We start from the raw sequence: 11,809 nt of genomic DNA, 5'->3' as shown, positions 1-11,809 counted from the left end.
TCCGCGGCCTCGGGCGCTGCGGCCGTATCCGAAGATGGCGTCGAAGGGCAAAGGCGACACCCCCGCCGCGCGCGAGTGGGTCGCGACCGAGAAGGTGCACGGCGCGCACTTCGCGCTCGTCTGCGACGCCGCCGGAGTGCGGCCCGCGAAACGGCGGGAACTGCTCGGCGAGGACGAGCTCGACGAGTTCTTCGGCGTGAGCCGGATCTGGCCGACGGTGGCGGTAGCGGCCGCGCGATGCGCGGCGTTGCTGCGCGGCGGTGCCGGGTTGGCCGAGGACGCGGTCGTGACGTTGTACGGGGAGTTGGCCGGCGGCCGCTATCCGCATCCTGATGTCGCCGAGGTCGACGGCGCGCAGCCGGTGCAGACCGGGGTCTGGTACGCGCCGGGCCTGTTCTGGCTGCTGTTCGACGCGCAGGTGACGGTCGGCGAATCCGTTGAGCTTGGCGAACCCGGCGAGCTTGGCGAACCCGGCGAGCGCCGCTGGTGGATCGCGGAGCGAGAAATCCGCGCCGCCGCCTCGGAAGCGGGGCTGCTGAGCGTCCCGGTGTTGGCCCGTGGTGCCTTGAAACAGTTGCAGGACTTGCCGGCAGCCTTTCCGAGCCGGGTACCGGCGTTGTTCGGCTTGCCGGAGGTCGAGGGCAACCTGGCGGAAGGCTATGTCCTGAAGCCGGCTGTCGAATGGGAGGAAGGCCCCGAGCGCCCGATGCTGAAGGTGAAGCAGAAGGCTTTCGCAGAAGACGAGCGCTTCGCCGGCGCACGGCCATATATCGCGCCGCCGGAAGGCGCGGCAGGGGTTCCGGCTTGGCTGGTGGTACAGGCTTCCGCATTGCTGACCCCGACGCGCGCCGCCGCCGCGGTGAGCAAGCTGGGGCCCGGCAGCGCGCCGGAGATCGTGGCGGCGGAGATCGCGAAGGACGCTGCGGAGGAGATCTCGGAAGAGCTCGGCGGGCTTGATCCGACGCAGATGGAAGGGCTTGCCGACGCGTTGACGGCAGGTGCGCGGACGTTGGCGGCCTTCGACGCGGCGGATCGGAAGCGTGCCGCAAAGCACTGACGGGCCGCCCTGAGATGTCAGGGCGGCCCGGTTCGGCCTACTTCCCCGCCTCTGCCTCCGCAGCCGCGCGACTCAGTGCCCAGATATCCGCAACCGGACCGACGTGGCCGAGTTTGTCAGGATTCACCACCGCGTGGATGGCCTGGATCCGTCCATCGAGCACATCGAGCGTCATCACGCTGAGCACCTTCCCGTCCGGCGCGTGGAAGATGGCGCCGGGCTGACCGTTCAGCGCGTGCGGCTCCAGCCGCACCCCGATCCGCTCGAAGCGCTCCGCCACCAGCACCATCAGCGCCGCCACCGCCTCGACGCCGTACGCCTCCTGCGCGACCAGCGGGGCCTTGCCGCCGCTGTCGCCGACCATCGACACGTCGGCCGCCAGCAGTTCGCGCAGCCCGGCGACGTCACCCACGCGGAAGGCGTCGAAGAACCGCTCGGCCAGTTCCTCGCGCTCGCGGCGATCCGCCTCGAACCGGGGCCGGCCGTCGTTCATGTGCCGCCGCGCGCGGACCGCGAGCTGTCGGCACGCGGTCTCCGAGCGCCCGACCGCCGAGGCCACGTCGGGGAAGCCGAAGCCGAACACCTCGCGGAGCACGAAAACCGCGCGTTCCAAAGGAGAGAGGCGTTCCAGCAGAAGCAGTGCGGCCGTCGACAACGAGTCCGCCAACTCCGCCGCACGCTCAGGGTCCTCATACGGATCCGACAGCAGCGGCTCGGGCATCCACGGCCCGACGTACTCCTCGCGCCGCACCCGCGCCGAGCGCAGGACGTCGATCGAGATCCGGGTGACCACCGCCGACAGGAACGCCTTCACGGACACCGGCACCGTCGTGGTCCCCTGCCACCGCAGCCACGTGTCCTGCACGGCGTCCTCGGCCTCGGCCACGCTCCCCAGGATCCGGTACGCGATCGAGAACAGCAGCGGGCGCAGGTCCTCGAACTCCTCGTCGCGTGTCATGGCCCGCCCCTTCCTCGGTTCCCGAGATCATCGTGCCAGCCTGTCATCGATCAAGACGAGACAGCCCAGCCGCCTGTGACATCAGCCGATCTCGATGACGACCTTCCCGAAGCTGTCCTCGTCCCGGTACGACCGGTACGCGGCAATCGCCTCGTCGAAGCCGAACGTCCGGTCCACGATCGGCCGAATCCGGTGCGCCCCGACGGCCCGGCACAACGCTTCGAGATCCGAGCGGTTCCCGACGAACTCCCGCCAGATGGTGGCCAGCGAACCGCTGATGTCGTCCTCGGTGATGGTGATCGCCTCCGGATTCTCCGACACCACCCAGAGCAGGCAGATCTTCGCGTAGGCGGAAGCGGCGCGAAGCGACTGCCCGAAGGTGGCCGGGCCCTGCGTCTCCACGACCAGATCGACGCCCGCACCTCCGGTCAGCGCACGCACCTCCTTGGACCACTCCGGCGTCGCGGCGTAGTCGACCACCTCGTCCACGCCGATCTCGCGCAGCCGCTCGGCCTTCGCCGCGCTCGATGTGGTGGCGATGACGCGGCAGCCCATCACCTTGGCGAGTTGTGCGGTGAGCACCGAGACGTCGCCGGTTCCGAGAACCAGCACCGTCTGTCCGGCGGTCAGCGTGCCGGGCCGGGTCAGTGCATTCCAGGCCGTCACGCCGGCACACGGCAGGGCAGCGGCTTCGGCGTAGCTCAGGTGGTCGGGGATGCGAACCGCTGCGGCCTCGTCGAGCAGGACGTACTCGGCCAGCCAGCCGTCAGAAGTACAGCCGAGCTGGTCGATGACTTCCGCACGCAGCGGACCGCTGATCCAGCGCGGCCAGTACGACGCGGTGACGCGGTCCCCGACGGAGAAGCGACGCACCGCGTCGCCAACGCCGACGACCTCACCGGCACCATCGCTGAGCGGGATCACATCAGCGCGTGCCGGCAGCGGATACCGGCCGGTCGTGATGAGCAGGTCGCGCCGGTTGATCGACGCGGCACCGGTTTTGACCAGCAGCTGCGTGGGTCCGGGGGTCGGCACGTCTTCGGTGTGAAGGGTGAGGTCGTCCAGAGATCCCAGTCCGGGCAAACGATAAGTACGCATGGCTTCAGCGTGCGGCGACGCGCGCGGTGATCCAATTCCCTGAAGGGAATGGACCAGTGGCGCCGCGATGCCGAAGACTTCCGGTGTGAGCACCGCGATCTCCCAGATCTCATCGACGCTGCCCTCCCCGGCGTTCGGCACCGAGCTGCGGCGCTGGCGGACGCTGCGCCGCGTGAGCCAGCTGGAGCTGGCCAACCGCGCCGGCACGACGCAGCGCCACCTGAGCTTCATGGAGCAGGGCCGTTCCCATCCGGGGCGTCCGATAGTGCTGCGGCTGGCCGAGTCGCTACGGCTCACACTGCGGGAGCGCAACGCCCTGCTGTTCTCCGCCGGTTACGCCCCGGCGTACGAGGAGACCAGCTACGACGCCCCGGCGATGGCTCCCGTGCGCGAGGCGCTGGAGCGGGTCATCGAAGGACACCTGCCGTATCCGGCGCTGGTGCTGCGGCGGCCGGGGCGCGTGATCGCGGCCAACCGGGCGTTCTCGGTCTTCCTGGACGGGTGCTCTCCGGAACTGCTCGCGCCGCCGATCAACCTCCTGCGCATCATGCTGCACCCCGACGGCGTCGCGCCCCGCGTCGCGAACCTCGCGCAGTGGGGGCGTCACGTGATCGACAACCTGCGGCTGCTCGCGATGCAGAGTCCTGACCGGAACCTGAACGCGCTGGTGGACGAACTGGCGGGCTACGTGCCGGACGCCCCGGTGGACCAGGCGTATCTCGGTTTCGCGGTGCCGATGCGCCTGAGCGTGCGCGAGGGCGAGCTGCGGCTGATGACCGCGCTGACCGCGTTCGCCACGGCCGTGGACGTCACGGTCGCGGAGTCGGTGCTCGAATCGTTCCTGCCCGCGGACGCCGAGACCGCCGAGATCCTGGCGGAGCGGGACCGGCAGGCCGCCGAGCGGGGCGAGCCGCGGTTGCTCGCAGGCCTCTGAGCAAGCGGAAGCGCACACCAGTACGGCCGCTCACCGTTCGGGTCACCACGCGTGCCGTCGGCGCCGGGCGCGACCACGATGGCAGAGGCGACCGCCGCCCCGCCCTGGCACGTGAGAATGCGAGCGACCGATGCAAGGCTTCTCCCGGGAACCCGGCACCACCGGGCCGATCACCATCACCCTGCCCAAGGCCGGTGAGCGGCGGGTCTGGGGCTGGGCCATCATCATCGCGGTCGGCGGCTTCCTGTTCGGCTTCGACACCGGCGTGGTGTCCGGCGCGCTGCTGTACATCGCCAAGGACTTCCACCTGTCGAACTCCGAGAAGAGCAGCGTGGTCAGCGTCCTGCTGATCGGCGCGATGATCGGCGCGCTGGTGGCCGGCCGGATCTCGGACTCGCTGGGCCGCAAGAAGGCGGTGACCATCTTCGGTCTGGTGTTCGCCCTGGGCACGCTGGTCGCGGTCGTGTCCCAGAACTACGGGACGCTGCTGGCCGCGCGGTTCATCCTCGGCCTGGCCGTCGGCGGCGCCTCGGCGCAGGTCCCGGTCTACCTCGGCGAGATCTCCCCGGCGAACATCCGCGGCCGCATCCTGTCGCTGAACCAGCTGCTGATCACCGTCGGCATCCTCTGCTCGTACCTGATCGACCTGGCGTTCTCCGGCAGCGGGAACTGGCGCGCGATGTTCGCCTTCGGCGCGATCCCGGCGCTGGTCCTGAGCCTGGGGGTGTGGTTCGTGGTGCCGGAGTCGCCGACCTGGCTGTTCGGCCAGGGCCGGATCGAGCAGCTGCGGCAGGGGCTGCTGAAGGTGACCGTGGGCGAGCAGGCCGACGAGATCATCGAGGTCTACCGGCAGCGCACCGAGCAGGCCGCGCGGCAGGAGGCGGCGCGCGGCGCGCACGAGAAGGGCTGGCGGATCCTGCTCACCCCGGCGGTACGGCCGGCGATGATCGTCGGGCTGACGATGGCCGCGCTGCAGCAGTTCGGCGGCATCAACACGATCATCTACTACGCCCCGACGATCATCGAGCAGACCGGCCGCAGCGCCAGCAACTCGATCATCTACTCGGTCTACATCGGCATCATCAACTTCGTGATGACGATCGTCGCCATCAACACCATCGACCGCCTGGGCCGGCGCCAGCTGCTGCTGCTCTCGCTGGCCGGGATGGCCGGCTTCGTGGCGCTGCTGGGCTTCAGCTTCATCTGGAGCTGGAACTCCAACCTGACGCTGCTGTTCATGGTCGCCTACATCGCGGCCTTCGCCGGCGGCCTGGGCCCGGTGTTCTGGGTGCTGGTCGGCGAGATCTTCCCGACCCGGGCCAAGGCCGACGGCTCCAGCGCGGCGACCACGGTGAACTGGCTGTCGAACTTCATCGTCAGCCAGTCGTTCCTGACCGTGGCCAACGGGATCGGCCAGGGCCAGACGTTCCTGATCTTCGCCGGGGTGTGCGTCGTCGGCCTGCTGTTCGTCGGCCGCTACGTGCCGGAGACGAAGAACCGCGACACGAACGAGGTCCAGAACGCGCTGTTCCGGCGGTTCGGCATGCAGCCGGTGCCGGAGGCGCGGACGTCCGCGGCGTCCTACGACGCCGGGCGCACCGACGCCGGCTCGGCGGTCGATCCCGCCGATCGCCGTCAGGATCGGCGGTGAACCGCAGCCTCCTGCGCCGGCCGCACAGTCAGCGGCAGAGTGGTTGGTCTACCGCCGACCAGTGGCCGATCCGCTACTTCTTCATGGTCGCGCCCTTCGCCGCAGGCGTCCCGTCCTCGATCTGCGGCTCTTCGAGCAGTTCCCCGGCCGGGTCGTGCCAGCCGTCCGCCCCGGGCAGCTTCGCCGCCGCCTCCGGCCCCCAGCTGCCGGACTTGTAGACGGTCGGCTTCGTCGCCTTCAAGATGTCGCCGACGATCCGCCAGCTCTCCTCGATGGCCGGGAAGAACGCGAAGCCGCTGGAGTCGCCGACGATCGCCGCGAAGAGGATGTTCTCGTAGGGCTTGGCCTGACCGCCCAGCACCTTCTCGAAGTCGATGCCCATCGGGAACGCCACCGGCAGCTGGCCGCGCTCGCCCCGGCGGGCCATCAGCTCGAAGGCGATCCCGGCGCCGGGCTCCAGGCGGATCCGGATCAGGTTCGGCGGGACGTCGGCGGCCAGCCCCCGGAACAGCTCGGACGGCGGCCGCCGCAGCTGCACGCACACCTCCGTCGCGGTCACCGCCAGCGCCTTGCCGCTGCGGATGTAGAACGGCACGCCGGCCCAGCGCCAGTTGTCGATCCACAGCCGCAGCGCGATGTAGGTCTCGGTGTGCGAGCCCTTCTTCACGCCCTTCACGTCGAGGTACCCCTCGTACTGCCCCCGCACGACGTCCGCCGGGTCGATGGTGCGCACCGAATGCAGCAGGCGCCACTTCTCCAGGGACTGCGCCTGCGCGTCGCCGACCGTCGGCGCGTCCATCGCCAGCAGCGTCATGACCTGGAACAGGTGGTTCTGGACGACGTCGCGCAGGCAGCCGACGGCGTCGTAGAACGAGCCGCGGTCGGCGACGTCGAAGTCCTCCGCGAGGGTGATCTGTACGTTGTCGATGTAGGACCGGTCCCAGACCGGCGCCAGCAGGGTGTTGGCGAAGCGGAAGGTGCCCAGGCCCTCGACCGACTCGTCGCCCAGGAAGTGGTCGACGCGCAGCAGGTGGTCGCGGTCGAAGTACTGCTCCAGCACCGCCTCCAGCTCCCGGGCCGAGGCGAGGTCGTGGCCGAACGGCTTCTCCACGATCAGCCGCGCGTTCTTGTTCAGCCCGGCCTCGGCCAGCCCGGCGGCGACCTTGTCGAACAGCGAGGGCGGGATGGCCAGGTAGTGCGCGGCGAACCCCTTCCCGGCGATCGCCTTGCCGACCTTCGCGTAGATCGCCGGGTCGGTGAAGTCGCCGGTGACGATGCTCAGGCCGGCGGCGAACTTCTTGAACACCTTCTCGTCGATGGTGTAGCCGGCGTCGATCACCGACTGGCGCGCGTGCGCGCGCAGCGCCTCGTCGTCGAAGTCCGAGTAGGCCACGCCGACCACCGGCACCTTGAGCATGCCGCGCTCGGTGAGCCGGTACAGCGCCGGCAGCAGCATCTTCTTGGCCAGGTCGCCGGTGATCCCGTAGAGGACCAGGACGTCGGCGCCCTCCAGATCGTGGTTGTGGGTCGAGGTGACGCTGGCGGACAACGGCATGAGCGGGCTCCCTTGCTGGTGGTGTCGGCGGAACCGGGAGGCGGACGGCGGGTCAGCCGGCCGCGATCCCCCACGAGCCGCGGTGTTCGGCCCCCGGTTCCAGGCGGATGAGGTCCACGCCGCTGGCGAAGGCGTTCGGCGGGCCGGTCATCGGCTCGCAGCCCAGGCCGCGGCGGCGGCTGTCGGCGGGGACGTTGTCCGCGGTGTAAATCTCCAGCCACGGCTGCGCCTTGTCCAGCCAGAACGAGACGCCGCGCCGGCTGCCCGTGAGGCGGACCCGGGCCAGGCCGTCGGCGTCGCGCTCCAGGCCGGTGAAGGCGATGTCGATCTTCTGCGCGCCGAGCACCCGGCCGGCGCGCAGGTCGTACTCGCTGCCCGCGACGTCCTTCGGGCCGCCGGTCGGGATCATCCGGTCGTCCACCGGCTGGTAGAGGCCGCCCGGGAGCTGGACGGTGCAGGTGTCGAGCGGCTCGCCGACGGTGAGGTAAGGGTGCATGCCGTGGGCGTAGGGCAGCGCCCGGGTGCCGGGGTTGGTCGCGACGAGCGTGACCGTGAGGCCGGTGGCGGCGTCCAGGCGGTACTCCGCCTCGACGTCGAGGCGGAACGGGTAGCCGGTCGAGCCGTGCAGCGCGCAGGCCAGGCGGACGGCGTCCGGACGCTGCTCCACCGGGGCCCAGGCGGCCCAGCGCGTCAGTCCGTGGATGGCGTTGCCCAGATCCGGCTCGGACAGGTCCAGCTGGTGGTCGTGGCCGTCGAAGGTGTAGCGGCCCCGGTCCACGCGGTTCGGCCAGGGGATCAGGAGCTGCCCGAACGCCGCCGGCGCGGGTTCGTCGGCGGCGTAGGTGAGGACGAGGGGGTCTCCGTCGTGGGTCAGTTCTCTGAGCCCCGCGCCCTCTCCCGTGATCACCGCGCGGTAGGGGCCGGCGGTGATCTCGTACTGCTCACCGGTCACGAAGTCGGGCATGGGTCCTTGGTAACCGGGCCACGGCGGCGGCGCGCCCCCAGGCGGTGACGGCTGCCGCCATCCGGTGAACGCCAGCCGCTCAGCTCCAGCAGCCGGTGGCGGCCGCCGCGACCACGAAGTCCTCGAAGCGGCGCGGGGACCGGCCGAGCGCGCGTTCGACACCGTCGGCCAAGCCCGCGGCGGCACCGTCGCGGCCCATCGTCACCAGGCGGGTCATGCGCTCGGCCGCGCTCTGCGGGACCCCGGCGGACACCTGCTGCTCCAGGTACTCCTCGGGAGTGATGTCGAGGTACTGGAGCGGCTTCCCGGAAGCCTTGGCGATCAGCTCGGCGGCCTCGCCGAAGCCGATCGCCCGCGGGCCGGTGAGGTCGTAGGCCTGACCGGCGTGGCCGTCCTCGGTGAGCGCGGCCGTGGCCACGTCGGCGATGTCCTCGGCGTCGAGGAACGGCAGCCGCCCCTCGCCGCCGGGCAGCGCGAGCGTTCCGCTGCGGACCGCTGGAAGCCAGAAGTCCTCGCTGAAGTTCTGCGCGAACCAGCCCGGCCGCAGGACGGTCCATTCCAGGCCGGACTGGACGACGGCCTGCTCGGTGCTGTGGAGCCCGTGTTGTTCGTTGCCGCTTCCTTGCGCGGTGAGCACGACCAGGCGCTGGACCCCCGCCGCCGCCGCGGCCTCGACCAGGGCCGCCATCCGGGGCGTGGTCTGGCGGCCGGCATCGGGGCTCGGTTCGAAGAGGTAGGCGGCCGAGACGTCGGCCACGGCCGCGGCGTGGGTGGCGGGGTCGTCGAGGTCGAGCCGGACGTCACCGCCGGTGCGGCCGGCGGTGCGGACCGAGTGGCCGGCGGCGGTGAGGCGGGACGCGATGCGGCGGCCGGTCTTGCCGGTGCCGCCGAGGATCAGGAAGTTCTTCACCTCTTCAGGTAATCGCGATCGGCGTGGACTCTCCATGGGAGAACGTCGCCAAAACCTTTGTGAGCGTCTAGTCTGGTGCGATGGACACGCTCAGCGATCTGCTCCGCCGCGCCGGAGCGGTGGACGCCCAGGTACGGCAGCTGATCCAGCGGCCTCCGTGGTCGATCACGTATGCCCAGGCCCCGGCGCTCACGGTGTTCGCCACCCTCGGCGGGCACGCGGCCCTGCGGCTGGAGGATGTGCCGTCGGTGCCTCCGGTGCAGCTCGCCGAAGGGGACATCGCGCTGGTCGCGCACAGCACCCGGCACACCATCTCCGACGACCTGGCCACGCCGCCGCAGGTGGTGATCAGCGGCGGCCGCAAGCAGCTGCTCGGCGACCCCTCGCGGCATCCGGAGTTGGAGGCGAACCTGGCGCCGCGCACCTGGGGCGACGGCCTGCCCGGGGCGACGAGGGTCCTGCGCGGGATGTTCCAGCTGCGCGGCGACGCCGGCCGGCGGCTGCTGGCGATGCTCCCGCCGCTGGGCGTCGTGCCGGCCGGACCGCGCACCGGCGCGGCTCTGGCCCTGCTGGCTGACGAGGCGGCCCGCGACGAACCGGGACAGGAAGCCGTCCTGCACCGCTCTCTCGACCTGGTGCTGGTCCTGGCGCTGCGCGGGTGGTGCGCCCGCTCCGGCCCGGTCTTCCCGTCCTGGTACTCGGCCCTCGCCGACCCCTCGATCGGCGCCGCGCTGGACCACCTGCACACCGATCCGGCCCGGCACTGGACGGTCGCCGACCTCGCGGCCGTCGCGGGCCTGTCGCGCGCCGCGTTCGCCGCGCGCTTCGCGCAGCTGGTGGGACAGCCCCCGATGGCCTACCTGACCGACTGGCGCATGACGCTGGCCGCCGACCTGCTGCGCGACGAGGCCGGGACCACGGTCGCCGCCGCGGCGCGGGCGGTCGGGTATCAGGACGCGTTCGCGTTCAGCGTCGCCTTCAAGCGGGCGAAGGGGATGAGCCCTTCGCAGTGGGGGCGGGAGAGGCTCGCCGAACCGGTCGGCTGATCAGTGCTGTCCGGAGGGGAAGGCCTTCCCGACCTTGGCGGCGGCCACCTGCACGTCGTGCTCGACCGCGCTCAGGGCCGGCTCCTGCGGCTTCGCAGTCCCCGAACCCGCCTCGGACACGGTCAGCACGGTGAGGCTGTTGCCCCGCAGCATGACCGCCATGTAGACGTAGCCCTGGCTGCCGGCGGTCGAGGCGGGCTGGTCCGGCGCGTACATCGCGACGCGAACGGCGTACTCGTCGGCCACACCGCTGAGGTGGACGCTCGACACCGAGTACTTCGCGGGCTGGTCCGTCCACTGGAAGTGGACCGCGCAGTTGGCGACCCAGCTGCGGTGCTTGGTGAAGTCGTCCGCGGCCGCGGCGGCGGACGTGTAGGTCAGCACCGACTCGCTGAGCTGCGCGTAGGTCGGGCTCGACCACATGACGTTCCGCATGGTCGCCCAGGCGTGGTTGACCGGGTAGTTGGGATCCACGTACTGCGGGCGCACGACTGGGTCGCAGTCGTCCGGGTCGACGATCTGCGCCTGCGAGACGGTCTGACCGACGCTGTTCGAGCTCCAGGTCCCGACCCGGGGCGGAGCCAGGTCCGGGAGGTTCAGCATCGCGGCGTCGGGGACGTTGGTGTGGATCGGGGTGTTCGCGGAGTTCGGCGTGCCCGAGGCGTCGGTCGACGCCGAGGTGGTGGGAGCCGTCTGCGGCGCCGAGGTCGCCGGAGCGGTCGCGCTCGTCGAACCGCCGGCGGCGGGCCCCGCAGCGGAGCCACCCTTCGACGCGGACGATGCGCAAGCGCTGATCCCGACGGTCGACACCGCGAGGATGGCTAGGGCGACGGACGCCTTGATGCTCATGTGTTTACCTCCCCTGGACAAAGCCTTCTCGTTCACAATGACGCCCGGCCACCGCGCAGGTTGCCTCGGTCTCTACGCCAGCCCGCTGATCACCCGCGCGAGCATCCGCTCGAAGGTCTCGTCGGCGTCCGGCGGCTCCGCGCCGTCCGCCGCCATCGCCTCCGCGAGATGCGGGTACGCCCCCGACCCGACCGCGGCGGCCAGGTAGCGCGCGTTCGACGCGACGAACTCGCGCACGTCGTCGCTCCGTCCGAGCGCCTGCTGCTGCGCCACCTCGTAGCCCACGTGGCTGGCCACGAAGCCGCTGACCAGCGCGAAGGCCTCGGTCCTGGCGCGCGGCGGCAGGCCCGACGGCGCCAGCAGGGCCAGCGCGTGGTCCAGCGCCTTCAGGGTGTTCGGGCCGAGCGTGCGGCGGCCGGTGAGCGCGACCGGCAGCCAGGGGTGGCGGGTCATCAGCGTGCGTTGCTCCCGGGCGAAGGCGGCCAGGTCGGCGCGCCAGTCGCCGGTCGGCGCGGGGAGCCGCTGCTCGCCGGTCACGGCGTCGATCATCAGCTCCAGCAGCGCGTCCCGCTCGGAGACGTAGGTGTAGAGCGACATCGTGCCGGAGCCGAGGGCGGTCGCCACCCGGCGCATGGTGAGCGCCGAGAGGCCTTCGGCGTCGGCCACGCCGACGGCCGTGGCGACCACCGCCTCCCGGGTGTGCGCCGGCGGCCGGCCCCGGTGATGGCGGCGCTCGGACCAGAGCGTTTCGGGATCCACGCCTTGTCTCCCCTGGTTCCTTCGGTTC

The 11,809-nt window shown here is 71.3% G+C and carries 11 protein-coding genes; 4 read left to right on the top strand and 7 right to left on the bottom strand.

The window, feature by feature from the left end:
- The first annotated feature begins 34 nt into the window (after positions 1-34).
- A complete protein-coding gene (locus tag ABH920_RS12515; RefSeq protein ID WP_370349093.1) occupies positions 35-1,057 on the top strand; it encodes an RNA ligase family protein in 1,023 nt (340 codons plus the stop codon).
- Positions 1,058-1,094: 37 nt separating this feature from the next.
- Here the strand turns inward: ABH920_RS12515 and ABH920_RS12510 are convergent, their stop codons facing one another.
- Both ABH920_RS12510 and ABH920_RS12505 read right to left on the bottom strand, forming a co-directional pair.
- The gene (locus ABH920_RS12510) at positions 1,095-2,015 is read right to left on the bottom strand and encodes an RNA polymerase sigma-70 factor (RefSeq protein WP_370349092.1); all 921 of its coding nucleotides are present in this window, start codon (positions 2,013-2,015) and stop codon (positions 1,095-1,097) included.
- An 81-nt stretch (positions 2,016-2,096) separates the two neighbouring features.
- Positions 2,097-3,113: an NAD(P)-dependent alcohol dehydrogenase gene (locus tag ABH920_RS12505; protein WP_370349091.1), complete on the bottom strand. Its 1,017-nt coding sequence runs from the start codon at positions 3,111-3,113 to the stop codon at positions 2,097-2,099.
- A gap of 67 nt (positions 3,114-3,180) precedes the next feature.
- Between ABH920_RS12505 and ABH920_RS12500 the strand changes: the two genes are divergently transcribed.
- Positions 3,181-4,047 carry a helix-turn-helix domain-containing protein gene (locus ABH920_RS12500; RefSeq protein ID WP_370349090.1) on the top strand — a complete coding sequence of 289 codons (867 nt, stop codon included), beginning with the start codon at positions 3,181-3,183 and terminating at the stop codon, positions 4,045-4,047.
- A 130-nt stretch (positions 4,048-4,177) separates the two neighbouring features.
- Positions 4,178-5,698 (top strand): sugar porter family MFS transporter, encoded by a 1,521-nt coding sequence (locus tag ABH920_RS12495; RefSeq protein WP_370349089.1) that lies wholly within the window; start codon positions 4,178-4,180, stop codon positions 5,696-5,698.
- A 73-nt stretch (positions 5,699-5,771) separates the two neighbouring features.
- On the opposite strand, the gene zwf is transcribed toward ABH920_RS12495, so the two are convergent.
- The 3 genes from zwf to ABH920_RS12480 all read right to left on the bottom strand — a co-directional run bounded on the left by zwf (position 5,772) and on the right by ABH920_RS12480 (position 9,127).
- Positions 5,772-7,253, bottom strand: coding sequence for a glucose-6-phosphate dehydrogenase (zwf, locus tag ABH920_RS12490; protein ID WP_370349088.1), 1,482 nt, complete (start codon positions 7,251-7,253; stop codon positions 5,772-5,774).
- 52 nt (positions 7,254-7,305) lie between these two features.
- Positions 7,306-8,217 (bottom strand): aldose 1-epimerase family protein, encoded by a 912-nt coding sequence (locus tag ABH920_RS12485; RefSeq protein WP_370349087.1) that lies wholly within the window; start codon positions 8,215-8,217, stop codon positions 7,306-7,308.
- 79 nt (positions 8,218-8,296) lie between these two features.
- Positions 8,297-9,127: an NAD(P)H-binding protein gene (locus ABH920_RS12480; RefSeq protein ID WP_370349086.1), complete on the bottom strand. Its 831-nt coding sequence runs from the start codon at positions 9,125-9,127 to the stop codon at positions 8,297-8,299.
- A gap of 80 nt (positions 9,128-9,207) precedes the next feature.
- Between ABH920_RS12480 and ABH920_RS12475 the strand changes: the two genes are divergently transcribed.
- Positions 9,208-10,173, top strand: a complete 966-nt coding sequence (locus ABH920_RS12475) for a cupin domain-containing protein (RefSeq protein WP_370349085.1) — start codon at positions 9,208-9,210, stop codon at positions 10,171-10,173.
- Here ABH920_RS12475 and ABH920_RS12470 read toward each other — a convergent pair whose 3' ends face one another.
- Both ABH920_RS12470 and ABH920_RS12465 read right to left on the bottom strand, forming a co-directional pair.
- The gene (locus ABH920_RS12470; RefSeq protein WP_370349084.1) at positions 10,174-11,022 is read right to left on the bottom strand and encodes a hypothetical protein; all 849 of its coding nucleotides are present in this window, start codon (positions 11,020-11,022) and stop codon (positions 10,174-10,176) included.
- Between the two features lie 72 nt (positions 11,023-11,094).
- A complete protein-coding gene (locus tag ABH920_RS12465; protein ID WP_370349083.1) occupies positions 11,095-11,781 on the bottom strand; it encodes a TetR/AcrR family transcriptional regulator in 687 nt (228 codons plus the stop codon).
- Between the last annotated feature and the right edge of the window lie 28 nt (positions 11,782-11,809).

Source organism: Catenulispora sp. EB89 (assembly GCF_041261445.1).
Taxonomy (GTDB): Bacteria; Actinomycetota; Actinomycetes; order Streptomycetales; family Catenulisporaceae; genus Catenulispora.
The sequence above is the reverse complement of the archived record's forward strand: the minus strand, read 5'-3'. Positions and strand labels throughout refer to the sequence as shown.